The organism is Bdellovibrio bacteriovorus (assembly GCF_001592735.1).
Taxonomy (GTDB): domain Bacteria; phylum Bdellovibrionota; class Bdellovibrionia; order Bdellovibrionales; family Bdellovibrionaceae; genus Bdellovibrio; species Bdellovibrio bacteriovorus_D.
The window spans coordinates 1,631,506-1,658,081 of record NZ_LUKE01000001.1 but is presented as its reverse complement, the minus strand read 5'-3'; the positions used below and the strand labels follow the sequence as shown (position 1 = coordinate 1,658,081).

The window sequence follows — 26,576 nt, the reverse complement described above, 5'->3', positions numbered from 1 at the left end:
CCACAAGATGCTTAGAAAATAGACTTAAAAGATACCCAAAAAAGAGGTGTCTTATGAAAAGCCTTTTCTTAAAGCTTCTCGGCGCAACGGTACTTCTGTTTCCTCTGTTAAGTTTCGCCGTTTCAGAATCTGATTACGGCCAAATCTATAACCTTGTCGATAATGGACGTGGCAGTTTTTATCAGCACTATTATTTTATAGGTCAGAAAAACGTCAAAATTGTTTTTACAAAATTCGGAACTACTCAAGGTGCCAAAGGCAGCTTGGTGATTTCACCCGGACGTACCGAATCCTCTTTAAAATATGTCGAAACCGCTTATGACTTTATTCAAGCTGGATATTCCCCTGTTTACGTGATCAATCATCGCGGGCAAGGACTTTCGGGTCGTATGCTCAGTGATCCGCAAAAAGGTCATGTGGAAGATTATGTGGATTACGCCAAAGACTTTGCGCAATTTATGGATTTTGTGGTGGCAGATAAAAAAATCGATATAAAACGCCTTTATGGTGTGGCCCACTCGTTAGGTGGTGCCGTGATCACGGATTATTCGATGAACTATCGTTCACCGTTTAAAGCAGTGGCCATGAGTGCGCCGTTATATAAAATCCCCAATGACACGGAAGAAAATCTGCTGCGCGATACTTTTTTGGCGTGTTATGTGCAGTTCCGGTGCAATGACTATATTCCAAACGGAGGACCTTTCCGTTGGGAAGATCGCAATTTTGAAACGAATGACGTCACCCACAGTCGCGTGCGTTTTGATTATCGCGATCACTTATGGAGAAAATGGCCGGCCTTGCAATTAGGTTCTCCAACTATCCGCTGGGTTCGCGAAACCGTGCAAGCCAATATCAAACGTCGCGACATCAATCGTTTAGGAACGATCCGCTCGCCATTTTTGATTCTTCAAGCAGATGACGAATTGGTCGTAGACAATTCAGGTCATCCACCGATTTGCCAGCGCATGGGACCTAGCAAATGCCGCATTGAACGCGTTCGTGGATCACGCCACGAAATGCTGATGGAGGTTGATTCCATCCGCACTCCGGTGGTGCAACGAATGCTGCAGTTCTTCGCTAATAACTAATGATGCTTTTTAACGACGGAAGATCGTCCCGCACCGATATCTGTAAAAGCCCCGGTCGGCGATCCTTCCACGTCATGTTTGGCCATGGAAACCGCATGACCTTCTTCATCCGTGTAACCAGATTCAATGGCATCATCCAAATTCATGGTGCCATAATCGATTTTCTCTGGTGGGCCGTCCTGTTCAATCAGTTCTTGGGTAATAATGCGTGGCTTAGGCTTTGCCGTATAGTTGCTGTTAAAAGTTTGCTCTGGACTTAGGTTTTCTGGTGTTTCTGAAGTCTTTTTCATAAAACCCCCTTTAGGTTGTTCATATGTATTTAAAGCAATGGCGGGACCAGGTCGGCGGCAGATTTAAGGCTTTACCAGGCCCGCTTCGGGGCAGATTTTCTTCAAAACCCAGAAGAAATCCCCGTTCATTTTTGACCTTAACCCCAGAATCGGTTATCTGTGGGTCATGCATTTCGACAAAAGAATTCCTTTGATGATTGAGCTTGGTTTTTCTGAATCAGAAATTCCTCGTCTAAAAAAATATATCGACCTTCTTTGGGCCTCCAATGAAGAGCTTAATCTTATTAGCCGTAAGATGACTTTTGAAGAATTGATCGACAATCACTTGATAGATTGCCTTTTGCCTTTAAAGAAATTTCCGCACGTGAAAGTCGCGGCAGATTTTGGTTCTGGTGGCGGACTTCCGGGAGTGGTTTACGCCATTCAATTTCCTAAAACCACTTATCACCTGTTTGAAAAAAGCCCCAAGAAACAAGAGTTCCTAAGAAAATGCCAAGCGATCGCGCCAAATTTAAAAGTGAACGGCGAAATTCCCTTGGACTTAAAAGATATTGAAATCGTCAGTGCGCGTGCATTTAAACCTGTTGATGTGATTTTAGACATGAGCCGGAACTATTTTGCTAAAGGCGGAAAGTATTTTCTTTTAAAAGGTCGCAAAGAAAAGATCGACGAAGAAATGGCTTTAGCCCAAAAGAAATTTAAAACGGTCACGGCGCAAATCGAGACCCTGCACTCGCCTCTTTTAGAAGTCGAGCGCCATCTGGTTTTAATTCCTTAAAATTACATGCTGATTTCTACGCGCAAAGTTCCCACTTGCGCGTCGTCGATGTCGCGATTGCCGCTGGGGTTGACGACATATTGAAAGTCCGGCTGTAAAGCCAGCCAAGGTAAAACTTCAAAGCGATAACTCAATTCATAAGTCGTTTCCGAATCCGCCATATTAAGCCCGTCTGCTTCTTGCAAACGCAAATGCTCTGCCCCTAAATAGGCTTTGGCCATTCCCAAGCCTAAGCGGTCATTCCAAGAATCTGAAAACAAATGCTGCCATTGAATTCCCGCCGCCAGACAAGCCCCCACTGCATTGCTTTCTGTTGAAGCCCGACCATATTTAACAAAGGCCGCTAAATCTTTCACAAGCTCGACGTCAGCCATCACGTAAGATCCTTTGCTTGCCACTTGGCGACTGGCATCTTCGAGGGAATCAAATGTGCGATCATAGGACCAAAGGCCCACCGCAAATTTGGATGTGCGCCCGCCAACATTAAGGACTCCAGCCTCTGTCACAGAAAGCAAACCATCATCGCCAAAACCACGGATATGGGTGGCTTCATGATCATTGGGATCTCCGGCCTGAGCATTGAAGACGGCCGTTTGCATATAAAAATTTTCCGAAGGCTCCACTTTCAAACGAGCCGCCAAAGACGTCACCGAAAAAATAGACGGACCATGCACGCCTGTTTGCGACATTTCTTTGCCGATCCCGAAGCTCGCATTAAAAAATAAGGCGGAGGAATCGACGGCATAAAACTCACTGTTTAAGTCATGCATGCCCACAAGCAATGAAACTTTGTCTTCAAAGAACATTTGCTGGTACCAAGCTTCATACAAGATGAACTGCGAGGAAGGTGTTTGGATATTGCTGGTCCCTTGAATATCCCCCACATTCACCGTGGGAGAATTCGTTTCGCTCGATCCTCGATCCCCGAGACCGTATAAAAAGAGGCTTCCCCCTTTCCAGCCTAACAACTTCTCAGTATTCACCATCAGGCGAACATCTAAATTTTCCAAATAAGAAGACTGCTGATCCAAGCCCCCCTGCATGACGCTGCTCAGTTCACCTTTATAGATGATGCCAAATTCCACGCCCGATTCGGAATCTTTGTCCGTCGGCGAAACCAAGGTGGGCAAGGGGTCCCGAGTGTCTTTTCCTGCGGCTTCGTCGCTTAAACTTTTTGGACGATACGAGGCTGGCGAACGCTGTTCACCTTCTTGGGCTTGGGCCCTCACCGAGATTGCAGACATAGAAAAAATCAAGATTGTCGCGATGAGCTTCATGGCAACTCCTATGCAGTCCTTATCGGTGAGGCCCAAAGAATCTGCCGCATCATTTCGAGATTCCGTTAAATACGAGGTTTCAATTTCGCAATCTCACATTCAAATCTAGGCGTAAGACCAGGCCGGTTGCGTTTAGCTCTGAAATCATTAATTCGATAAGTTTCTATGCGTTTAAAATGCCTTTGTATCGGCATTCTATTTTCTTGGTCATGGGCCTTCGCGGATGAAAGCTCGGTGTACCTGTGCGGTTTAGGAAGTAAACCCGGCGGTGAGGTCGTTGTACGTCTGAAGCAGTATTTTGATCTTGCCCAAAATATGACCCTGGGGAAGATCGACCGAATTTATAACGCAGAGGTTCTGGAAAGTTCAGATACTAAGGTGTACCAAATTCCTATTTTTCAACAAGATTATTACCTGCAACTTTGGTACGGAAGCGATGTTTCCGTGGAAGCACAACTTTTATATGATCAGGGAAATAGCGCTTTCCACGCGATTTATAAAAAGAAAACCGAAAAACTAAATCTTATTTGCCATAAAACTCACGACTAAATTTTACGTTTAAATTGCGTGACCAAAGACACTGGACTCGTCAATGATGTTCATTGGGAACTGAGTCCATTGTAATGCTACTTTTTGAAGCAATTAAAAGTATGCAATAAACAAAGTTATATTCTAAAATGCATTGAAAAAGTCGGTAGACTTCAAGCATAAGGAGTCAAAGGAAATGATAAAATCGATAGTTGAGATCGACGCCGATTTGCAAGATCTAGTGCCTCAATTTGTAGAGAATAGAAAAAAAGACATCGAGACACTTCGAGCGTTGGTGCAAAAAGATGATCTGAATGCGATTTCCCAACTTGCCCACAAGATTAAGGGAGCCGCAGCCGGATACGGTTTTAATGAGTTAAGCGAGCTTGCAGCGCAAATGGAAAAGGCCTCTAAGGGCAACGACCATGATCCGCTTCCTGAGCTTGTAAAGCGCATGGAAACGCATTTCCTGAACATCGAGATAAGATACGTCAACATGTAAAGAAGGACATCAATGAACGGCAGCAGGAACCGAATATTATTTTTCGTATCGGTTCTGCTGTTGGTCGGAGTTATTTCCGTCACCTCCATCTTTGGTTATATTTCTCTGACCTCTTATTTTGTTTCTATTTTATTTCTTGTCGGTTTTGTCATTACTTCCGTTTATTTGCGCCGACATGTTTTCATTCCGTTACATGAACTTTCTGTCAGCCTTAAAACACTGACGTCACGGAATGCCGCATTTTTAAAAGCCCATCCCCAAGCACGCGGGAGCCTTAAAGAAGTCTATGACGGCTGTGTCAGCCTTTCCCAGGCATTGAATGAACTTAAAGAAAGCAAAGACCTTCTGGAAAAACAGACGCTGACCTATCGCAATAGCTTAGTCACCACCGAAGCACAAATCAAAGAGCTTGAAAAAACCTTGGCCAATCAACGCGGTTTATACAAAGAAGCCCAAATTAAAATTGGCGAGCTTCGTCGCATCGAAAATAATTTGATTCTGGAAAGAGATGCCGCCTTAAGAAACTCTCAAGCAAAATCTGAATTCTTAGCAAAGATGAGTCATGAAATTCGTACGCCAATGAATGCGATGCTGGGCATGGCCGATCTTTTAAAAGACACCAAGCTCAATGCCGATCAAGAGTACTACGTCACCATTTTTGGTAAAGCCGGTGAGGTCTTACTGACGCTGGTAAATGATATTTTGGATTTATCAAAAATCGAGGCTGGTGAAGTCACTATCGAAAATATTCCCTTTGATCTTACGTCCCTTTTGATGGATGTCGAAGACATCATGCGTCCGCGCGCCCAAACTAAAGGACTAAATTATTCTTCCAGCATTCATCATGGAATTGCGTCCACTTTAAGTGGGGACCCCCACAAGCTGCGTCAGGTATTAATCAATCTTGTGGGGAACGCTTTAAAGTTTACCGAAAAAGGTTCGGTAACTTTATCTGTTAGCAAAAGCCCGTCACGCAAGGACACCTTGCTGTTTAGCGTCAGCGATACTGGATTAGGCATTCCTTCAGAACGCCAAAGTTTGATTTTCCAAAAATTCTCTCAAGCCGACAACTCCATCCATCGCCGCTTTGGAGGCACAGGATTGGGTTTAGCAATCTCTAAAAGTCTTATTGAGCTTATGGGCGGACAAATCTGGTTTAAAAGCCATGAGGGCCGAGGAACGACTTTTTATTTCACCCTGCCACATCATGAACAAACCCTCAGCCCAGCGATTAAACCTTTCACCATGGAACGCGAGAATTTGGACTTTGCGCCAACTTCTGAAGTTGCGGCCAAGGCTTCAGAGAAGCGCTTGCGCATTTTAGTGGCCGACGACACCGAGGACAATCGCACTCTTTTCACGCATTATTTAAAAAACGAGCCCTATGAAATTATTGAAGCGCACAATGGACTTGAGGCCATAGATAAGATAAAGTCCACTGAGTTTGACATCGTCTTTATGGACGTGCAAATGCCCGAATTGGACGGATATGCGGCCACGCACTCTATTCGGGAGTGGGAAACGGAACAACATCGCCGCCCCACTCCGATTATTGCGCTAACGGCCCACGCCCTTTCGGAGGATCGCCAGAAATCTTTGCAGGCAGGATGCAATGACCACATTGCTAAACCGTTTAAAAAAGAAACTCTGGTGAAGGTCATCAACCGGTACTCTGTATAGACCGACTGTGGGAGAGCTTGATGCTTCAAGAAGAAAAAAGCCGTCTTCTGATTGTAGAAGATGATGCTGACATTCGCGAGCTTCTTAAACATTTTCTTAAAGAATTTGTGGATGAAATCGTGGAGGCTGAAGACGGCACGGCCGCTTTAGAATTCGTAAAAGCACAAGAATTCGACACGATTCTTTCAGATATCGAAATGCCGCAAATGAATGGTCTTAAGTTTTTGGCTTATGTTCGCTCTTTGGGTCAAATGACTCCTTTTGTGGTTTTGACCGCGCACGGCGACCATTCACGGGCTCTCGAAGCTCTTTCCTTAGGTGCTTTTGATTTCATCACTAAAGATTCAAAAAAGAAGTTAGTGATTGAAAGCGTTTGTGCGGCTTTAAAATTCGGCCGCGAAATGAAGGGTTCTAAAAATGACCCCGTTCGATCTAATCATTTACGTAAAATCTATACAGACATGTCTAAGTCTTCAGAAATGCGCTTACGCAAAATTATCGAAGGAATGTCTTCTTAGCTCCAGAGGTTCCCATGGTTAAAATGTCGGCTTTGTATCAAGGTGAAAAACGTTGTGAGGCCACGCATGGCCCTTCTAATTCGCGCATCTCTACCGATGCTCCGAAAGACAACAACGGTCGCGGTGAAGCTTTCTCTCCGACAGATCTTTTAGGCGTCGCTACAGGCACTTGTATGTTAACGACTATGGCTATTCATGCCGAAAAAGACGGCATCAATCTTAAAGGCTCGCGCGTCACCGTAGATAAAGAAATGGCCTTAAATCCTCGTCGTGTGGCAAAGCTCACGGTGGGTTTACATTTACCACAATCTGTTCCGCACGAGCATCGCAAAAGACTTGAAGATCTTGCACTTAACTGCCCCGTAAAGGTCAGCTTGCATCCAGATCTCGCATTGCCCGTCGCATTTCATTACGACATCTAATTTATTTTACTAAGACTTCCACGGACTGGGCGAGCTGCCCATTCTTAAATAGTTCAAAGCGGTGTTTACCTAAAACCGGAGTCCACATAAAGGTTCCGGCTTTTTGAGAGGCCGCTTTTTTTATGCCGTTAATCCTCCACTCAATACGACCTTCACCGGTGGCTTCGGCGATCAAAGGCATTCTTTGATTTTTTTTCGGGATCGCGGGATCTAAAGCTAAGACCATTCCATTTTGTGGGTACACGATGCGCGCTTTCGGAAATCTTTCAGGCTTGGAACTTTCGGCCAATTTTGTTTTTTGAATCCCTGATACTTTTGATGGATATTTTTCCTCTAAATATTCCATAATATTGCGCCAAATTGGCGCCGCACCAGTGACCCCCATCACGTTCCACATCGGAGCCCCATTAAAGTTTCCGACCCAAACGCCTACGGTAAATCGTTCGTTATAACCAACGGTCCAATTATCACGCATATCTTTGCTGGTGCCCGTTTTTACGGCCACGCCCGGTAAAGACAACACAGAATCTAGGCCGAACCCCAACGCGCGATTTTCACTGGCCGTTAAGATCTCTGTCACTTGAGCAGAACTTTCTTCAGAAAAAACTTTTTCCGTGCTTGAGATGTCATCTTGAGTAAAGTTCAAAGTTGAATACATACCACCGTTAGCCAGCGTGCGATAACTTTGAATAAGATCTTCTAACGTGACATCCGCGACCCCCAAAGCCAAGGCAGGTCCATAGTGTTCAGGATCTTCTAATTTTTTAAAATGCAACGACTGAAGTTTAGAATAAAAAGTCGTATCATTTAAAAGTTTAAATACTTTTACCGCTGGCACATTAAGTGAAGATCCCAATGCCGTCTTGGCTTTGACCCAACCATAAAACTTACGGTCGTGATTCTGCGGCTTGTAAACTCCATTATCAAAAACAATATCTACGCCGGAATCTTCAAGCCAAGAATCCGGCGATAAAATACCGCGCTCAAAAGCTGTGGCATAAAGAAACGGCTTTAAAGTCGAACCTGCCTGACGAAAAGATTGTAAGCCATCAACATACAAAGTTTCTTCGCTGAGCCCTGTGCCACCCACATAAGCCCACACCTGACCGGTTTTATTTTCCACCACCATCACCGCCGCATCATTGACGTTGCGATCTTTTAAACCCTTGATGTGTGACTGCATCAGCTCTTGAGCATACAGCTGCACATCACGATGGAGATAAGTTTTTACTTCGCCCTTGAGTCCTTGATTATGCAAACGTTGAGCAAAATGAATGGCTTTCTTTTCAGAAATATTGCCCGCAGGTTTTTTAGAATTTCGATAAATCCATTCATGCATATCACGACAATAAGCGCGCTCTTGCCAGCAGGCCCGCTGACTCCAGGCCTGCAAGTTTGCATTCGGTGAACGTACTAAAACCGCCAACAACGTGGATTCTTTTAACGTCAAACCCGCCGGGCGTTTTTCAAACAAAGCTTCTGAAACACTGGCGATCCCGCGGTACTCGCCGCGAAAAGAGACCAGATTTAAATACGCCTCTAAGATTTGATCTTTCGTCCATGAATTTTCTAATTTGATAGCGGCGATGATCTGTTTTATTTTTCCCGCATAACCATCGTATTGGGATCTTTGTGTCGAAATCAGTTTAGCCATCTGCATGGAAATGGTACTTGCCCCACGTGGGGACCGACGGAACAGACGCTGATAAAAGCTAGCTCCTAGGGCTTTAAGATCAACGCCTGAGTGAGAATAGAATTTTCGATCCTCTGACTTTAAAACGGCCTTTGGTAAAGATGGCGACATACTGGATAAAGACGTCCACGCCACAGTTTTTTGAAGTTTGTTTTGCCGCCAACGATGTAAGGCCGTGCCGTTAGAATCTAAGACAACAAGCTCTGAAATCTTATATTGGCTTTTCACCTGCTCGAAGCCCAATGGCTTTTCGACAGAGGCCACAAAAGCCGCCGCCGCCAAAGCTGCGACCAAGATTGTGCCTACCATAAGATAACGATACTTCTTTATCTTCATTTTTCTATCACCCACTGAGACTCTGGAAGTTCCGCAAATAAATCCGGACTGTACATCGCTTCAACTCTGGAAATCGGTAAAACGAAAGCTCCGGGTTGATTAAAACGAATCGTGTACTCCATGGTCTCTTCACTATTAAACCATGAATAATAGCTGCGGATAAGCTCTTCTTTGCGTTCGGTGGCCGTTGCAAACGAGCTTTGTAAAATGCTCGCCCCCGCTGGCACCGGATCTTCGATCACGACCCAAGATTGAGGGGCTGGCGTTTTCACCTTTAACGTGACTTTAGCGACATCCCCGACACTCCATGCACCCTTTTTCTTCTGATTTACGGGTGTAATGGTCTTTTCAACATTAAATCCGGCAAAAATAGGTTTGGTGACCGGAACTGCCGCCTTCACTGAAACCGTGATCCAAGGTTTTCCTGCACCTTGCTGATTCCACGTGGTCAGATTTTCAGTTTGCCAAGGAAGCTCGTAAGCACCCTCTTGGGCTTTAGCCCATGAATGGGTCGCAGTTTGCGTTCCCAGTTTAAAGCTAAAGCTGCCTTCGACTTTGTCTTTAGAATACTTTTGCTTCACCTTATCCATCATAACCCGACCCCAAGCATTGTTTGTGGTCGTTTGCCAATTTCCATTCTCTTGGCGACTGATCAGGCCAGAATACAGACGTGGCACGTCACTTTGCCAGCTTTCTTGAGACATGGTTGTTAACACCAAACGAATCAAAGCACTCTCTGTATCACGCATCATCCACGGCATTTTTTCTAAACCTTCATCGCGCAGTTGCAAACGCTTGGCAGAGAAATAAAACTTATTACGCAAAATGCTTTCTAAGTTTTGCAATTCTTTAGCTCTGTTCGGAGCGTCCTTTTCCCAAAGCAAGATTTGATACCATTCAACTAAAGTATGCAGTGGCCATTGTGATGGCAGATACTCAATGGACGTGAGCAGGTCCAAATTCAAACGACGATGCCGAGACAAGGCCTCAAACACCATCACCTTACGTAAATTGCCATCAGCATAACTAAAGTCATTTGTTTTTAAGCGTCCCTCTGCATACTGGCTTAAAGCATAGAGCATGCGGTCTTCGATACCGTCATCTATTTCTAAGCCCGCTTCATTCGCAACACTTAAAACGTAAGCGGTTAGGATCACACTGCCTTCAGTGGACGAGGGGAAGTATTTTAATAAACCGTTACTATCTAAGTAAGATCCAAACTTCGCAGAAATCTGACTCCATAATTTTTTATCTTTTAAGGACACCGCTTTAGAAACTTGTTGTTCAAGACAGTTGTAATAGTAATTTTCCCAATACTCTTTTAAACCGGTCGTTGACCCACCCAAGCCTTCACTAACTTCAAATACCAGGCTTTTTTGGGAAGCCCCCTCTGGCGCTTGCAATGACAACTTCGAAAATTCGGGCCACTGTCCCCACTCGCTTTGATAAACCCTAGCAACACGGACCGGTAATACTTTTTGGGCCTTCTTAATTTCGTCTAAGAATTTTCCTTGAGGAGTTTTTGCGGTCACAATGTAATCTAAAGACGCCGTCACCGGAACTTTGATATTCCACTGAACTTCCTTTGATTCACCTGGGGATAGCGACACCATTTGCACACCAAAGCCCGAAACATCCGGCAGCGTTTTTAAAGACACTGCGATCTGTTGTTTTTCTTTAGTGGCATTACGGACTGTAAATCCCGCGGCAAAATCATCCCCCTGACGTGCGACCCCGGCAAGACCCGGCATGATCATGATATCTTGCGAGGACTGAATGCTTGTCCATCCCGTGCCAAATTCATCAAGCCCTTGAGTCGCAATCGCCACAATGCGGAAACTGGTCGTGGAATCATTGAGCGGAACTTCCACTTTTGCTTCACCTTGCGCATTAAGTTTTACAGAAGGATTCCAATAAAGAAGCGAATCAAAAAGTTCACGTCTTAATCCCCCACCGCCGTCGCCTCCTATTGGCAAGGCCTTTAAACCAAAATGTCTGCGCCCAATAACCAACGTCTGTGCGGTCGCAAATTCCATACGGTGTTCACGCATCTTCATCATTTCTTGCAGCAAGTTCCAACTTTTATTATCGCGAAGCTCTAAAAGGCCTTCGTCCACGGCTACTAAAACGACTTCACCGTTGGCTGCCGGACGACCTTTGAAGTCTTGCACCTTCACTGTAATTTGAGACTTATCCCGAGCCTTATAGGTTTTGCGATCCGATTGAACCGAGACTTTTAAAGTATTTTCCTTTAAGCCCACACGGACATTCGCCATTCCTAATTTCATCGAAGGCTTACCTAAATCAATCAACGCCGTAGGTTTTGGACCATTAAGACGCCCCCGCACAGCAAAAGCAGAAATCACCACGTTCGGGGCATATTCTTTTTTTATAGGCACTTTGATGACAGGACGATCGCCTTTCACATCAATGACTTCTGAATAAAGAATCGAATCACGCTCCACCGTCACTAAGACTTTTGCTTCTGGGAAAGGAGTGCGCAATTGCAGTTCTGCCACTTCACCCGGATCATAGGATTTTCTGAATGGAATCAGATCCGCGCGATCGTGATCATCAGAACCAAACCATTGGTTTTCGCCAGGCTTCACAATCCATTGATTAACCCGCGCAAAGCTTTCCCGACCTTTGCTGTCTTTGGATCGAACAACGGCTAAGACCGAACCGCTCACTTTGCTTTGTCCCACACAACTAAAAAGTCCCTGGGCGTTGGTTTCGCCGCGACAAAGCTCGCCGATTTTCTTATTTTCGGTGAAATCTTCATAGGCGTAAAAACCACCCACCAAACGCTTACGATGTGAATAGTAATTGCTGGTATAAAGATCGACCTGAACTTTTTGCCCCACTTGGGGTTTTTGCATGACATCTAAAGCTACGACCTCAAATTCCACTGAGCTTTGGGTTGCCCACCATGATTTGGTTTTAATACCTAAAACCAATTGCGACGGCCATAAGCCAAATGATCTTACGGAATTTTTAATTTCACCATTTGGATCTTTATATTCCACTTCAGCACGCAGTCGTTGAGGACCCGCAGAATACTTAATACTATTAATCTTGATATCTGCGACACCTTGATCATTTGTCTTCACCTCCAAGGTCCCAGCTTGAGGGATATGACGGGCGCCTTCGTCTTCACCTGAACGGAATACACCTTCTTTCACGGATCCGTTTGCAAAGCTATAATCTTGCAAATCAGAATCTTGCGGCACAAATCCGTCGGGTTCCACACTCCAACGAACCTTGATTGGCAAGTTAGGCGCGGCCCCGCCAGAGAAATATCGAACTTGCGATTGAAGCGCGATATTCTTTTCTAACATATATTCGGGCTGACCTTGAATCTGCACCTGCATAAGTGGAATACGAAATGCGTCCACCGAAAATTGCCCCACATTCAGATCAGAACTTCCCTTAGGAACTTTTAAAGTCATGGACCAAGAACCCATCTTGATGCCGGCGGGGAGCGCCCAGTTAACCAAAGCCACGCCGGTCTTTTTATTCCACTTCAAAGGGAGATCAAAATTTTGAACACCCGATTCGTGATTAAAGCTGACCTTGCTTGGCCACTCTTTTCCACTCGGCAGGCTTAAACCTTTTTCAGCAGTTTTTCTGATAAGAATTTTAGCTGAAAGCTTTTCTTCGGGGCGGAATAGCGTGCGATCTAAAATCGCATGTCCGATAACTCCTGAATCACCGCCATAAAGACCTAATTGGAAGCGCCAGTTTTCAATCCCGTTATCCCAAGATGAATGAGTGAATGTAAAATCATTTCCTTTTTCAGCAACTACAAAAAACCCAGATGTGTAACGTCCTTCAGAAATATTAGGAAGTTTTGAAACCGGTTTATTAAACTTTAAGCGCGCCATGCCTTGGGCACCGCTGATCCCTTGGGCCACTTCTTGGCCCTTGACGTCATAGATTTTTATCTTAGCACCGTCGACCACGTGGGCGTCCTGCAAACGCGTCACCCACACCCAGGCTTCATCGTCGTTGTATTTCACATGAGTCGTCATACTTGTGACTAATGCCGCTGTTCTAACAAAATAAGGCGTTTTCTTATCTAATAAACTTTGTCCTAACAAAGGGCTTTCAATTTCAACGGCATAAAAGCCATTTTCTTTAAGTGGAATTCCCACAACTTCCACGTCCGAAGCCTTCAAAGGCTTTTGCACTTGAATCTTTTTTGCGGGGAAAGACTTCATGCTTTTTAATCGCGTGGAATCGTAAGGATTATTTTCGATTTCGTTGAGAACCTTAAGAATTTGCGCAAACTTATCGGCCGTCAACTGTCCCGTCCATCCCATAAACTGCGTGCTTAAGGATTTTTCAACTCTGCGTAGTGTGACAGCAATCGCCGCCTCTGGCCCCGCTTCTAACAAACCAAAAGAGGCTGAAAATTTTAACAACGCCGGATCTTCGCCCGTTTTTACTTTTAAAGGGAATTGCGCCTTGTTACTGAGCTCTCGTCCATTTTCATCTTTAAGACCTGAAGGAATCACCAGTTGATATTCGGCTTTTTGTGGATAGGGGCCTTTAAACTCAAGCAACGTGGTGCGATCTTTGGGATCATCTAAACCGGAAGCGTAAATTTTATTTTTGTCTGCACCTTCTAAATAAATTTTCTTCGCATCTGCTGTTGAAATAGAGCCTGAAAAACTTAAGCGGAAACCTAAAATAGGCACACAAGGTTTATTCGCGGCTTCACGTTCGCAAGAAAAACTTGCTTTAAAGGGTTCCACCACCGTAAAAGCAAAATTTTCTGGTTCTGGCGAAGTACTACCTGATTCCGATTGAACTTCTTTACCCCAGACAAGGCTGACTTCCGCTTGTGGTGGGAAAAGACGTGAAGATTTAACTACGATCCAGTATTTCTTTTTTAACTCTTCATCTTCGTATTTATATTCTTTTTCAGCAGCTGCTTTGACTTTATTTGCTTCCGATCCCTCAACCACTTGCAGTGGGATGCGATCCCCTAATCCAGCCACGACAAAATAAGCCCCTTTTGCCACTGTGTCCTTTTTTACGGGGCTGTCTAAAATGAGGATAAAATTTTGATCTGGCTCAATCGGACGATACTGACGAGGAAATACAGAAACGATGTGCGATCCACCCGTGTTAAATTTAAAATCCTTATCACCAACAGAAATGCCGCAAGATTTACCACCGGGTAAAGTTTCTTTAAAGTCATAAACCCAATTACGAGTATCGACCCAGCGCCCTTGACCTCCTTGAAAACAATTGCTTTTAGCCGGAAATGCTAAGTTTATCTCGCCGAACTTAACCATGGGTTTTGCGAACTCAATGCGAATCTGATCCACTGATTTTACATAACCTTGGGGTGTGACGTTTTTTACCTGAACTTTTTCCTGTGCGATGACAAGAGAAACAGAAAAAGCCAATAGCGCATTTAAGATCATAAAATCTCCTCGGAGTCTTAAGCTTCAGAGCTCGTGAAGGTCGTGTCATCTTATAATGCTCTTGGCCGTTCTATTTTGACAGTGTTAGAATATTTCCTGTTTTTAACAACAAAGGAGTATTTGATGAAAACGGTGATCGCTCTGACCTTGATTTCGGCAATGATGATTTCTTGCTCGCACTCTCAAAAGAAAGCAGAAGAAACAACAGCGGCGGTAACGCCAGTAGCTCCAGCACCCACACGTGCTCAAGCCGTTCTAAAGGCAGCTAATGGCCAAAAGGTGAAAGGCATCATTCATTTCACTGAAGAAAATGGTGCCATGAAAGTTGAGTCGATGGTTGAAGGCTTGAAAGCCGGACCTCATGGTTTCCACATCCACGAAGTCGGCGATTGCAGCAAAGCGGATTTTGCGTCTGCGGGACCTCACTTTACTGTCAGCAGCACTCATCAACATGGTTCTTTAGATTCAAAAGCTCGTCACGAAGGGGATCTTGGAAATCTAATGGCGAATGGCAAAGGTGTGGCGAAATCAACAATCACAGTTAATGGCGTGACTTTGAAATCTGCACCCAACGGCATCTTAGGTCGCGCGGTTGTTATTCATAAAGACAAAGACGATTTTAAATCTCAACCAGCTGGAAACTCTGGCGCGCGTATTGCGTGTGGAATTATTGAAGCTGTTAACTAAGACTTAGATCAGAGCTCCGGGAAAGCCGGAGCTTAAGAACAAGTGAAGGCTTAAACGGCCTTCACTTTTTGAAAGATACGCCCAAAAATGCTGTGACCTTTTTCATCAAGCATTTCCATCTCGATGGTGTCCCCAGCCTTCATAAATGGCGTTTTAATAGAACCTGTTTCAATTTGTTCAATCATACGCTTTTCAGCCAAACAACTTGAACCTGCCCCTTGAACATCATTAGAAACTGTTCCGCTTCCAATAATAGAGCCTGCTGCTAAGTTACGAGTTTTCGCTGCGTGCGCGATCAACTGACCAAAGTGAAAGTGCATGGCACCCGCATTGGCCTTACCAAAGAATTCACCATTATAATTCACCGTTAACGGCAAATTGATACGGCCATTTTGATAAGATGTGCCTAACTCATCCGGAGTCACCGTGAATGGCGAAAGTGCTGAAGCTGGTTTACTTTGGAAAAACCCAAAACCTTGCGCTAATTCCTCTGGAATCAAGCCGCGTAAAGAAACGTCGTTAATTAAAACTAATAAGCGGATTTTCTTTAAGGCTTCTTCCGGGGTGATTCCCATCGGTACAAAATCCGTGATCACACCCACTTCACCTTCAAAGTCCGTCCCGTGAGAAAAATCACGCTGTGGAATATCTTCAGTCGGTGCTAAGAACTGACCGCATTCCCCTTGATACATCAAAGGAACGGTTTCTAAAGTCTCTGGCAATGGAGCTTTACGCGCCATACGCACAAGCTTGATATGATGAATGAAAGCTGAGCCGTCAGCAAAAAGCCACGTGCGTGGCATCGCGGAATGGAATTCAGATTCATTCACCAAGAATGAGTCTTTCGCAGTGCCCGCATTAAGATCTGTATAAAGCTTCTGCAAAGCAGATTCTTTATCTTTCCAATGCTCTAAGGCTTCACGCAAGTTCGGTGCGATTTGTGTCGCCTTTACTGCCGTTTTTAAATCTTTGCTTACAACGCAAAGTTCCCCATCACGGCTGTGTGGGGACTTTAATGAACCAAGTTTCACGACAAGTCCCTATTTAGTATTAATCAAAAGTGATCATCAAGTTTGCGCCCACGGCGCGATAGTTTTCTAAATTTTTAGCGGCTTCACCACTAGCTGTTTCGTAATAGATTCCCGCGCCAAGATTTTCGGCAAACTTGAAAGTCGCACCTAAAATAAACGGAGTCATTGGTGACTTTACATCTTCAACCGTTCCAGAATCTGCTTTTTTATCCAAATTCATCGCTAAAGAAATACCGGCATAAACGCCCGCACCTTCTTCAAACTTGTACATAAGAGCGACCGGGATATCCAAGTAGTTCATGGTGACTTTATTATCCGGAGTCGCTTTAACAACCAACGGACGTTGGGTGTACAACATACCGGTACGAAGATGCCAAGGACCTGAAAGGGGTGCATGCACTGTCGCGCCAAATTGCAAACCCATTTGCGAATCCGTAGAACCACTTTTTACGTCACCCGACTGCTGACGAATGCCCACTTCTAAACCGTAATCAATATCGGCCATCGCTGGCGTTGCTGCAAAACCAAGAATAGCTACCAAAGCAAGTGTTAGCTTTTTCATACTAAAATCCTCCAATGCATCCTTAAAGGAAGCTGATCTAAATAATCCCACAAAATGAGGCTGTTGCCATCTGCTAACGGCCCCTTGCGACGCAAAGGGACAGCGAAGCGTTTCACTTATCGAAACACCAGACTGGACTTAAAGCCATTTCGTTTATAGGTTTCATGCTGGATACTTCGCTGTGCTCTAAACCCAGATGATGCGCATCAACGGTGCCACGGGCGGCCAAGAATACGATCAATAAAGGAAACACCACACGCCAAACGACTTCGATTTTTGATCCTGCTTGCGGAGAGAACTCATCCTTCCACTCACCAAAGCGCAGCGACTTTGTCAGCATATAGCCTAAGCTTAATAACATCACTGTGATCACACTGAAAATCAAAACCTGATGGCGCTGCAAAAGCTCCATCTCTTCTACTAATTTTGCAAAATTCCACGAGGTGTAATCCGCAAAGCGCATGCGCGCCCCGTATCTGGAAAAATGGAAAAAATCTATGTAAGTCAGCACACAGATTAAGGACCACACAATCCCGAAATAAATCTTATACCCGATCAAAACTCCGCTGGGCCATTTTTCACTAAAGGCCTGAATCATCAGCAAGAAATAAATCGGGATCATTAAAAATCCAAAAATCAGCACATCAAAGCGAAACCCCGCCAGGAAGGACTGAGCGACCTCTACAAAAACGGCATCCGGTGTCGCATGAAAGACAGAAAGAAAGTACAGATTCAATCGGAAGAGTGTCATGAAAACGATCATGATCAAAGCCAGCATCGAAAGTCTAAAAAAGACCTTCGTTGAAAAACGCAGCGAAAAGATAAACCGATTCGGCACCGCAAAGTCCTTTGACTGAATATAAGTTTCAGACGGAAACTCTAAACAATTATCTAAAGGAATTATCATGGCTGGTTTGGTTCTTTACAACTATTTTCGAAGCTCTACTTCTTACCGCGTTCGCTTAGCCTTAAACCTTAAAGGTTTGGACTATGACTACAAAGCCGTGAATCTTTTAAAAAACGAACAACGAGATCCCGCTTACTTGAAGCTAAATCCCTTAGGGGGATTACCAACGTTGGTTCATAATGGTCAGGCAATTCCAGAATCTTTTGCCATTGTGGAATATCTTGATGAAGTCTTCCCCCAAAACCCTTTGCTGCCAAAAGACCCTTACAAACGAGCCCGTATTCGTCAGTTCTGCGAAGTCATCAATTCCTTTATGCACCCAATGGGTAATTTAAAAACCCTGAAGTACATGGAAACCAAGCACCAATATTCCCAAGAAATGAAAGAAGGCTGGATGGCCCATTGGTTGCCACAAGGCTTAGAAACCTTAGAAAATATTGCGAGCGAGTTTTCTGGCAAATACACCTTTGGTGACGAAATCACCATGGCCGATGTTTTCTTAATCCCGCAAATGCTGACCAGCAATCGCTTCAAAGTCGACACCAGCAAATACAAAACGCTCACTAAGATTTATGAAAACTGCACCAAACACCCGGCCTTTATCAAAGCCGATCCATTCAGACAGATTGATACACCAGAAGATCTTCGCACTAAATAAGTAGGTCTTAAAAATGCAAAAACGGATTTTGCTTCCGCCAAATCCGTTTTTGGTGAACCTCATTGTCCGAAAGAACAAAGGAGGTCCGATATGCGTAACCACGACAAGTTACGTACTATTCGGCGCTTTTTAGCTGTAACTAAAGCTTTTTTAATGATCGTTTTATATCCAAAAATCCAAGAAGTTCAAAAGTGACAAAAATGCCATGACGGCATTTTTGCGCGCCAGCCCCGTAGGGGTCTTGGGCAGGAGCCCAATACACTTAGACCAAGGTTGGGCTACTTTAACCCTTCGGTGCATCGAGGATTAAGGAATCATGGTTTTGGCGGGGGCACTCTTAGTTCGAAGAAATGAACAAAAAGTTCCATTTGTCGATGACTGGGATTACCAGAAACACCAACATCGAAACATTCAGCCACATGAAAAACGCGAGCCAGCGTTCTGTGCCGTTAGATTTATAATAACGATAAAATTCTTGCAAAAGCTTAAACGCAAAGGGGAACGTCAAAAGCACGAACATCCAACTTGCGTGAACAAATAAAGGCGCGGCTAATGCCACACCCACATACGCAAAAGTATAAAGACCGATTTGAAAAAGACTGCGATCCATCCCCAAAGCCACGGGCAATGTCGGGATGCCACCCTTGGCGTAATCATCTTTGTACTTAATCGCTAAAACCCAAAAGTGCGGCATTTGCCATAAGAACATAATTAAAAACAGATACAATGATTCGGCATTGAAAATATCAGGATTTGCCGCCGCATAACCAATCGTCACCGGTAAAGCCCCCGGGATTGCACCCGGCACAGCTGCAAAAACCCAACGACGTTTCCACCACATGGTGTAAGCCACATTGTAAAGGAAGATACAAAAAAGCCCCACCCAACCGGCAACAGGTTGAACTTCAAATAAAAGCTGCGAACCCACAAAGATCAAAACCAAAGCCATAATTCCGGCTGCCGCAGGTTTGATTTTACCGGAAGCAATGGGACGCTTCGCGGTTCTTGGCATTTTCTGATCTAATTTCCACTCTTGAACTTGATTTAATGCTAATGAGCCTGAGCTGATGCAATAGATACCAGCAATGACTTTGAAAAAGAGGATCCAGTCGAAAGTGTGTTCGATCTGAAATCCAGTGGCATAGCCGACGAGTCCCGTAAGAACTGAGAATACGACTATGCCAAACTTGGTAAGATCCGCGTAGGTCTTAAGCACGACTTAGACTAAAGCGGACTGATCTCTACAACACGAGTCCAGATATCCAAGGCACTAAAGAATAACAATACTGCCAAGAAAAAGAATCCCGAAGCAAAGATAAGACGGTTGATGTTGGTGTCGTCCTTCAAATGCATGAAGTACAACAAAACCAGAATGGCTTTGACCAAAGCGATCGCAAACGCCACCACCGCAGCAAAAGCACCCATTTGATGATGGAACTGATGCGCAATGACCGTCAGGAAAGTTAATCCAAACAACGCGCCGCCGACTTTAAGGTAAGTCGACATGGGCGTGATGTGCGGGTGAAGAACGTTAGCGTCGTTATGTTCGTGATTGTGATGTGCCATTTGTTACCCCACCAAATAAAGAAGCGGAAATAAGAAGATCCAGATCAAGTCGACGATGTGCCAGAAGATACCCACACCCTCTACTGGAATCCAGTATTGAGAGTGGAAGTCCCCGCGGATGGTTCTGATCAAAAGCCATGTGATCAAACCCATACCGATCAAAACGTGCAGACCATGCAGACCTGTCATCACGTAATAGAATCCGAAGTACATACCAAGGTTGGCGTGTTCCGCACCGACTTTAGCAACATCTAAGTAACGACCTGGGTAAAGACCTAAGTGAAACTTATGTGAGTATTCGAAGTACTTAATACACATGAAGATCGCACCACACAGAACCGTCGTTGCTAGAGCAATCGCCGCGTTCTTAGTTTGATTCTTCTGGATGAAGGAAATCGAAATCGCCATGGTGAAAGAAGAGAAGATCAGAACCAGGGTATTGATGAAACCCATTTTCCAATCCAGAGTTTTCGCCCCTTCAGAGAACATATCAGGATAGATGTTATGGAAGATCCCGTAACCCACAAGGATCGCACCGAACATCAAAATCTCTGTCACCATGAACAGCCAGATACCTTCTTTACCAGATTGGTATTCTTGTTCCGCGGTTTTGAAGTGGTGCGAAACGTGCGCTCTAGGTGTGCCGTGTCCGTGCATTGTATTATCTGTACTCATAAGGCCCCGCAGTTACGATAGGTTCTACCGCAAAGTTGTCGTGAGGAGGAGGAGACGTCGTTGTCCACTCCAAAGTTTTTGAACCCCAAGGATTGATACCGGCTTTTTCACCTTTACGGATCCCTTGAACAATCGTCCAAAGACCCAGCAAGAATCCAGTAAGGATCAACCAAGAACCCACTGTCGAAATACGATTCAAGGTTTCATAAGCCGGGATGTAATCGAAATAACGACGTGGCATACCCATCGCACCCAAGATGAATTGCGGGAAGAACGTCACGTTGAAACCGATGAAGATGAACACAAAAGAAAGACGCGCAATAGATTCATTGAACATCTTACCGAACATTTTCGGGAACCAGTAATAGAACCCACCCATGAGCGCCATCAACGTACCACCCACCATCACGTAATGGAAATGGGCTACGACGAAGTAAGTATCATGGAAGTGAACGTCGATTGGTAAAGTTGCCAGCATGATACCTGTCACGCCACCAATCGCAAACAAGAATAAAAATCCAAGGGCGAACAACATCGGTGAATCAAAAGAGACCGAACCTTTATAAAGCGTCGAGACCCAGTTGAACATTTTGATTGCTGTGGGAACCCCGACCAGCATCGTAATGAAAGAGAACAAAATACCCGCTGTTTCAGACTGACCTGAAACGAACATGTGATGTCCCCATACGAAGAACGAGACCGCCGCGATACCCAGTGAAGAGTATGCAATCGCCGTGTAACCGAAGATCACTTTGCGAGAGAAGCAAGAGATCAACTCAGACACCACACCCATGGCTGGTAAAATCATGATGTAAACCGCCGGATGCGAATAGAACCAGAAGAAATGCTGGAACAAAACCGGATCCCCACCCAAAGCTGGATCAAAGATACCAACACCAAAGATTTTTTCGACAGCCAAAAGAAGCAGTGTGATTCCCAGTACCGGGGTCGCAAGCATCTGGAGGATTGCTGTTGAATAAAGCGCCCAAACAAACAATGGCATACGATGCATGGTCATGCCCGGCGCGCGAAGTTTATGAACTGTTACGATGAAGTTCAAACCGGTCAGGATGGAAGACATACCCATAACGAAGGCACCTAGAACCATCATCACCGTCGCAGTACCCGTGCGGATAGAGTACGGAGTATAGAAAGTCCAACCCGTGTCGATTTTCTTAAAGAAGAAAGTCAAAATCGCGAGCAAGGCACCGAACATAAAGCAGTACCAGCTGGCCAAGTTGATTTTCGGGAAGGCCACGTCTTTTGCACCCAATTGAAGAGGCAAGAAGAAGTTACCCAAGATCGCTGGGATACCCGGGATGATAACCATGAAGACCATGATCGCCCCGTGATAAGTCAGTACCTGATTATAAACGTCGCCGTTTTTAAGAATCTGTCCCGAGTTCGCAACCGTGTTGTGAGTGAAAAGTTCCAAACGCAACAACAGGGCCATAACCCCACCGACAAAGAAGAAGAACATGACAGTGATCATGTACATCAAGCCGATACGCTTATGGTCGACAGTCGTTAGCCAAGACCAAAGGCCTTTTTCAAAATTAATATAATTGTCACCGTGATGAGCTGATTTTGTAGCCATGTGGGTGCGCTCCTTACTTCAATTCCTTGATGTACTCAACAAGGGCGTTGAGTTCGTTTTCATTAATCTGACCTTGGAAAGTCGGCATAATACCGCCTTGGAAACCTTTAACAACGTGCTTGTTCGGCTCTAAGATCGATTCGCGGATATAGTTTTCGTCGAACTTGATTTTGGTTCCATCATTCATTTCTTCTTCATGACCAAATTTTTGGAATAAAGAAGGACCGACCATCGTCGCTGGCGAATTAACCGAGTGACAAGAAGCACAAGCCTTCACGGCGAAAAGTTTTTCACCCTTTTTCGCTAGTGGCAGGTTGCGCTCCTCTTGACCCACTTCTAAGTATTTATCGAAGTCTTCACGAGAAACGACTTTCAACTTACCAATCATGCCTGAATGCGAAGTTCCGCAGTACTCTGTACAGAAGATGTGGAATTCACCCAGTTTGTTGGCGCGGAACCACAAAGCTGTATAACGACCTGGAACGGCGTCTTGCTTAATACGGAAAGAAGGGACGAAGAAGGAATGGATCACGTCGTTTGAAGACAGGATCAGCTTCACGTCTTGGTCGATAGGCACAACCACTTCGTTCACAGTTTTATAACCGTTCTTGTATTCAACTTCCCACGCCCATTGTTTACCAAGGACGTTAATCTCCAACGCATTTTTAGGCATTGAGCGCATTTCGTGGTAAATATACCAACCCCATACGAACACCGCCAAAAAGATCACTAGTGGAATGAATGACCACAAGAACTCAAGGAATGTATTGTGAGAAATGTAGGCGGTCTTATCATTCGGAGTTCTACGACGATATTTCCAAACGAAATAGATCATACCCCCGATGACAAGAACGCAGGCAATTAAACTTGTGATCAACAAGAAACCATACAGATTATCGACCTGCTTCGCAATCTCGGTTGCTTGTGTGGGCATGAAGGATTGGGCCTTCGCTATATTAAACCACATCATGTACTTTTATCTCCCCGCCGACTTGTTCTTCGCTCTTTTAGAACGAATATAAACCGGCAATAACCATAATGCCATCACCAGAACCATCACCGCGCCACCCACCTGCATAACATTGAAGGCGGCTAAAGTGTATTTGCTCTGTTGTGGGTCATACTTAAAACAATATAAAACCAAGTGTTCTACGAAGTTACCGATCTTACCTTCGGTCGCCTCATTTAAAGCCAATTTGATATCTTGCGGCTGGAACTGAATTCCCGGCAAATATCGCGAAATCGTTCCGTCAGGAGTCAGAATAACCGCGGCTGAAGCGTGCGCCCATTCTTTGGCTTTATCATCCCAACGAAATTTAAATCCTAAAGCCTTTGTAATCGCCTGAACTGTCGCCTCATCAGCGGTCACAAAGTGCCAGCCTTTTTCCGCACCGGCGCGATCATAGATCTTCATGTAAGTCTGTTTTTTAGTCGCCGCCAAGTCGGGAGTTTCTTTTGAGTCAAAACTCAAAGAGATGACTTGGTACTTACCACCCACACCCCAGTCTTTTTCCATGAGCTTTAAGCCATCAGTCAGACCGTTTAAGTGAAAGTTGCAAAGTCCTGGACAAGAAAAGTATACCGGAGACAAGATCACCGGATGTTTGCCGTCAAAATACGTGCTTAACGGAACAGAGTTTCCCGCTTCGTCTTTAACCTGCAAAGACAAATCAAGCTTAGCGCCTAACTTTTCATCAATACCCACACCTTGAAGTTCTTCGGCTTGTTCGCTGGCCACTTTCGGAGCCGGCTGACCGTCGTACTTTGCATGGCTGGCCGTTGAAAACATAACGAGAACGGCTGCAGATAGAACCGTCCCCAGAGTCTTCAAATTTAGAACCAAACCACGATGTAGCATTCTTAAGTTCCTATTTATTTTGCGCTTTTAGCAAACTCAGCAATCTGCTCAGGAGTATCTTTTGATTTGTTTTGAGTAATAGATTCGATGAAGTGAACCAAGGCCCAACGATCTGCCGCTTTAAAGTGGCCGTAAGATGCCATTGAAGTTCCTTTAATACCATTTTGAAGAACTTTAAAGTGAGCGATATCGCCGCCACCTTGAGTCCATTTACCTTCAACAAGGTTACGAGGTTTTGGATTTAGAGCCGCACCGGCAGCACCATCCCCCTTACCCTCAGCACCGTGGCACATTGCACAGTTTGTCTGGAAAACTTTTTGACCGTAAGCGATCAACTCTGGAGTTGAAACCCAAGGCTCCGCAATTTTATTAATATCAAATACGGGAACGGCACCCTCTTCAACTGGAGCATTTGGATCAATCACGTTTTCCGCAAGATCCACACCTTTATTCACAGCAACTAAATAAAAGAAGAAGGCAAAACAGAATACCATCGAAAAGATGAAAGCGATTAAACCACCACGATTAAATTCATCTCTATTTTCAGACATAGGCTGACACCCCTAGAAGAACGCAAAAGAGTTTTGTCACAATATTGTAATGTATTGTTGATAACTAACTTAAAACGCAAAGGCGGGCAACTAATTCCACCGTCCCCGTCGAGTTCGTGATTTGTGCTGCGTGGCGACAATGCTCCTTAAGAAAACAAAAAGTTGCGGACCAGGCCGACAAACTTTTCCGGATTTTCAACATTCGCGCAATGTCCTTGATCAGCAATAATCGCAAATTGTCCGTTCGGCAAAAGCTCCGCAAGTGCCTGGGAATCAGACAAAGGCAAAAGTTTATCATGTTCCCCGTGAAGCACTAAAACCGGGTGTTTTACGCCGGCAAGTTTATCGCGAACATCAAGCCCATCAAGGGCTTCAAGCACCCAATGCCCTACGGATTTTACAGCATGAAAAGCGTCCTCTACGACCACTTGTTGAAAGAAATCAGATTGAGAATCATTCTTATAAATAGTCGATCCGATCACCGCCCCGGTGAGGCCGCGATCTGTTTTCATCTGCTCAAAAGCAGTTATCATCGAACGGTCAAAGGTGATTCCTTGCGCGCCAACAGGGTCCAGGAGCACTGCTTTTTTAAAAAGTTCGGGAGCTTGCGCCAACATTAAACTTGCGATCAAACCCCCGGTGGAGTGTCCAACGACATGGACGGGCCCACGATCCAGCGTGCGGATCTGTGAAATAAAATCCGCAGCAAAAAGTTGCATGTCGACTTCATCAAGGCTTTTTGGGGCCGAACTTTTCCCACAACCTCGAAACTCTCCATAAATTAAAGAGCCCGTGTGAGTTTTGCCTTGTGCTTGTTTTTTCCAAACCTCTTCCGCCGGCATCCACCAACGGTTGGAAGCTAAGTTACCATGAATGAAAAAGACATCCTCGGGAGCGAGGTTTTCTTTTACTTCAAGGTTGATCATTCACGACCTACTTTGATTTGGTCTTGCCCCGAACGAACTTCGCCTTCAAATGGATATCCTTCGAAGTCGCGTCCCTCATAAAGCTTGGCGTTCCCTTTAAGGATTTCATAAACCCAAGCCGCGGTGAAGTTAGGAACCGCTTCCACCATTTTATGTTCAGAGTTATTCACGTAAAGACGACTTGCTCGCGCCGATGGGGGAACCGCATTCCAATAATCATCCAAAACTTTTGTCTCTATATATTGATCTTGGCGCGCAATCATTAAGTGCACAGATTTTGCCGGTAACAGTTGGGTGTTATCGATCGGACGCGCTTTACGAATCCCTTGAACCAAGCGAAAGGTCGCTTCGAGCTTAAAAGGATTTTCAAGCACGATTGGCTCTGCCTGAGGGTAGGTCAAATATACGATCTGATGAAGAAAATGATCATAAAGATCATCATCAGAAATTTTATTGTAAGGAAAGATATTACGAGTTGCCCAAATTTGCGATTTAATCCATTTGTCAGTTTGTTCCAGCGGCTGAGTGAATGGCGCCATTAAGATCAAGGCATTTATAAGCTCCGGATCTGCGGCCGCAAATTCTGCGGCGATCCCGCCCCCATAAGAAAGACCACCTAAATTATAAGGTGCAGGAATATTTAAAGCTTTTAGTAAAGTCTTTAGATCTTCGACCTGATTTTTTACCGGAACAACTTGAGTCATCGGCGCATACTTTAACAGTGTTTGTCCCTGCCCCACCGGGTCGTAACGAAGGATGCCGATGCCTTTTTTAATCAAAGGCTCAACAAAGGAATCCCACTGGCGAGTGCTATAAGTAAGACCATTGATCAAAACCAACGTCGGTTGATTGCGTTTTGCCGGCACATAGTCGACAAAAAGTTCTCGCTCTAAAGAAATAGCGACAAAGCCCTTGATTGGTTTTGTTTCCTGCGCGTGCGCTACAAACGCAGAACAAACGAACATCAGAACAACTAAGAATGATTTCACTTAAAGCCCCCTCGGCCAAAAA

General features: G+C 44.8%; 25 protein-coding genes. 9 read left to right on the top strand and 16 right to left on the bottom strand.

All coding sequences use genetic code 11. The annotated features are described in order from the left end of the window. Window positions 1–53: 53 nt before the first annotated feature. Window positions 54–1,088, top strand: a complete 1,035-nt coding sequence (locus AZI86_RS08120; RefSeq protein ID WP_061834555.1) for an alpha/beta fold hydrolase — start codon at window positions 54–56, stop codon at window positions 1,086–1,088. On the opposite strand, the gene AZI86_RS08115 is transcribed toward AZI86_RS08120, so the two are convergent. Continuing rightward, entirely contained in the window at window positions 1,085–1,378 is a 294-nt protein-coding gene (locus AZI86_RS08115; protein ID WP_061834554.1) for a hypothetical protein, read from the bottom strand. The genes AZI86_RS08120 and AZI86_RS08115 overlap by 4 nt on opposite strands. A gap of 166 nt (window positions 1,379–1,544) precedes the next feature. On the opposite strand from AZI86_RS08115, the gene AZI86_RS08110 reads away from it, so the two are divergent. Next, window positions 1,545–2,156, top strand: coding sequence for a 16S rRNA (guanine(527)-N(7))-methyltransferase RsmG (locus AZI86_RS08110; RefSeq protein ID WP_061834553.1), 612 nt, complete (start codon window positions 1,545–1,547; stop codon window positions 2,154–2,156). A 2-nt stretch (window positions 2,157–2,158) separates the two neighbouring features. Here AZI86_RS08110 and AZI86_RS08105 read toward each other — a convergent pair whose 3' ends face one another. Then, window positions 2,159–3,433, bottom strand: coding sequence for a carbohydrate porin (locus AZI86_RS08105; protein ID WP_061834552.1), 1,275 nt, complete (start codon window positions 3,431–3,433; stop codon window positions 2,159–2,161). Between the two features lie 165 nt (window positions 3,434–3,598). On the opposite strand from AZI86_RS08105, the gene AZI86_RS08100 reads away from it, so the two are divergent. The 5 genes from AZI86_RS08100 to AZI86_RS08080 all read left to right on the top strand — a co-directional run bounded on the left by AZI86_RS08100 (window position 3,599) and on the right by AZI86_RS08080 (window position 7,083). Beyond that, on the top strand, window positions 3,599–3,982 hold the full coding sequence (locus tag AZI86_RS08100; RefSeq protein ID WP_061834551.1) for a hypothetical protein: 384 nt from the start codon (window positions 3,599–3,601) through the stop codon (window positions 3,980–3,982). 175 nt (window positions 3,983–4,157) lie between these two features. Further along, complete coding sequence (locus AZI86_RS08095; protein WP_061834550.1) at window positions 4,158–4,463, top strand: Hpt domain-containing protein; 306 nt, start codon at window positions 4,158–4,160, stop codon at window positions 4,461–4,463. Window positions 4,464–4,475: 12 nt separating this feature from the next. After that, a complete protein-coding gene (locus tag AZI86_RS08090; RefSeq protein ID WP_061834549.1) occupies window positions 4,476–6,143 on the top strand; it encodes an ATP-binding protein in 1,668 nt (555 codons plus the stop codon). A gap of 20 nt (window positions 6,144–6,163) precedes the next feature. Next, window positions 6,164–6,661 carry a response regulator gene (locus tag AZI86_RS08085; RefSeq protein ID WP_061834548.1) on the top strand — a complete coding sequence of 166 codons (498 nt, stop codon included), beginning with the start codon at window positions 6,164–6,166 and terminating at the stop codon, window positions 6,659–6,661. A gap of 14 nt (window positions 6,662–6,675) precedes the next feature. Further along, window positions 6,676–7,083, top strand: a complete 408-nt coding sequence (locus AZI86_RS08080; RefSeq protein ID WP_061834547.1) for an OsmC family protein — start codon at window positions 6,676–6,678, stop codon at window positions 7,081–7,083. A gap of 1 nt (window position 7,084) precedes the next feature. Here AZI86_RS08080 and pbpC read toward each other — a convergent pair whose 3' ends face one another. Then, window positions 7,085–9,112 (bottom strand): penicillin-binding protein 1C, encoded by a 2,028-nt coding sequence (gene pbpC, locus AZI86_RS08075; RefSeq protein WP_061834546.1) that lies wholly within the window; start codon window positions 9,110–9,112, stop codon window positions 7,085–7,087. Beyond that, window positions 9,109–14,547 (bottom strand): alpha-2-macroglobulin family protein, encoded by a 5,439-nt coding sequence (locus tag AZI86_RS08070; RefSeq protein ID WP_096000880.1) that lies wholly within the window; start codon window positions 14,545–14,547, stop codon window positions 9,109–9,111. The genes pbpC and AZI86_RS08070 overlap by 4 nt, the downstream gene beginning before the upstream one ends. A gap of 123 nt (window positions 14,548–14,670) precedes the next feature. Between AZI86_RS08070 and AZI86_RS08065 the strand changes: the two genes are divergently transcribed. Beyond that, entirely contained in the window at window positions 14,671–15,234 is a 564-nt protein-coding gene (locus AZI86_RS08065) for a superoxide dismutase family protein (RefSeq protein ID WP_061834545.1), read from the top strand. A 50-nt stretch (window positions 15,235–15,284) separates the two neighbouring features. Here AZI86_RS08065 and AZI86_RS08060 read toward each other — a convergent pair whose 3' ends face one another. The 3 genes from AZI86_RS08060 to AZI86_RS08050 form a co-directional block, all read right to left on the bottom strand. Then, window positions 15,285–16,265 (bottom strand): fumarylacetoacetate hydrolase family protein, encoded by a 981-nt coding sequence (locus AZI86_RS08060; protein WP_061834544.1) that lies wholly within the window; start codon window positions 16,263–16,265, stop codon window positions 15,285–15,287. A 19-nt stretch (window positions 16,266–16,284) separates the two neighbouring features. Beyond that, window positions 16,285–16,827 (bottom strand): outer membrane beta-barrel protein, encoded by a 543-nt coding sequence (locus AZI86_RS08055; protein ID WP_061834543.1) that lies wholly within the window; start codon window positions 16,825–16,827, stop codon window positions 16,285–16,287. A gap of 112 nt (window positions 16,828–16,939) precedes the next feature. Further along, a complete protein-coding gene (locus AZI86_RS08050; protein ID WP_253715826.1) occupies window positions 16,940–17,734 on the bottom strand; it encodes a hypothetical protein in 795 nt (264 codons plus the stop codon). Here AZI86_RS08050 and maiA point away from each other — a divergent pair. Beyond that, window positions 17,733–18,392, top strand: a complete 660-nt coding sequence (gene maiA, locus AZI86_RS08045) for a maleylacetoacetate isomerase (protein WP_061834542.1) — start codon at window positions 17,733–17,735, stop codon at window positions 18,390–18,392. The two genes, AZI86_RS08050 and maiA, sit on opposite strands and share 2 nt — an antisense overlap. A gap of 337 nt (window positions 18,393–18,729) precedes the next feature. Here maiA and cyoE read toward each other — a convergent pair whose 3' ends face one another. From cyoE to AZI86_RS08000, 9 genes are all read right to left on the bottom strand, one after another. Continuing rightward, entirely contained in the window at window positions 18,730–19,608 is an 879-nt protein-coding gene (gene cyoE / locus AZI86_RS08040; RefSeq protein ID WP_061834541.1) for a heme o synthase, read from the bottom strand. An 8-nt stretch (window positions 19,609–19,616) separates the two neighbouring features. Further along, window positions 19,617–19,958: a cytochrome C oxidase subunit IV family protein gene (locus tag AZI86_RS08035; protein ID WP_061834540.1), complete on the bottom strand. Its 342-nt coding sequence runs from the start codon at window positions 19,956–19,958 to the stop codon at window positions 19,617–19,619. Between the two features lie 3 nt (window positions 19,959–19,961). Beyond that, window positions 19,962–20,633, bottom strand: coding sequence for a cytochrome c oxidase subunit 3 family protein (locus AZI86_RS08030; protein WP_061834539.1), 672 nt, complete (start codon window positions 20,631–20,633; stop codon window positions 19,962–19,964). Next, on the bottom strand, window positions 20,620–22,230 hold the full coding sequence (ctaD, locus tag AZI86_RS08025) for a cytochrome c oxidase subunit I (RefSeq protein WP_061834538.1): 1,611 nt from the start codon (window positions 22,228–22,230) through the stop codon (window positions 20,620–20,622). Before ctaD ends, AZI86_RS08030 begins: the two co-directional genes overlap by 14 nt. A gap of 13 nt (window positions 22,231–22,243) precedes the next feature. Next, window positions 22,244–23,200 (bottom strand): cytochrome c oxidase subunit II, encoded by a 957-nt coding sequence (coxB, locus tag AZI86_RS08020; protein ID WP_061834537.1) that lies wholly within the window; start codon window positions 23,198–23,200, stop codon window positions 22,244–22,246. Window positions 23,201–23,206: 6 nt separating this feature from the next. Beyond that, window positions 23,207–24,088: an SCO family protein gene (locus AZI86_RS08015; RefSeq protein ID WP_061834536.1), complete on the bottom strand. Its 882-nt coding sequence runs from the start codon at window positions 24,086–24,088 to the stop codon at window positions 23,207–23,209. 14 nt (window positions 24,089–24,102) lie between these two features. Next, on the bottom strand, window positions 24,103–24,639 hold the full coding sequence (locus AZI86_RS08010) for a c-type cytochrome (RefSeq protein ID WP_061834535.1): 537 nt from the start codon (window positions 24,637–24,639) through the stop codon (window positions 24,103–24,105). A gap of 146 nt (window positions 24,640–24,785) precedes the next feature. After that, a complete protein-coding gene (locus AZI86_RS08005; RefSeq protein ID WP_061834534.1) occupies window positions 24,786–25,565 on the bottom strand; it encodes an alpha/beta fold hydrolase in 780 nt (259 codons plus the stop codon). Further along, the gene (locus AZI86_RS08000) at window positions 25,562–26,554 is read right to left on the bottom strand and encodes an alpha/beta fold hydrolase (RefSeq protein ID WP_253715825.1); all 993 of its coding nucleotides are present in this window, start codon (window positions 26,552–26,554) and stop codon (window positions 25,562–25,564) included. The genes AZI86_RS08005 and AZI86_RS08000 overlap by 4 nt, the downstream gene beginning before the upstream one ends. Between the last annotated feature and the right edge of the window lie 22 nt (window positions 26,555–26,576).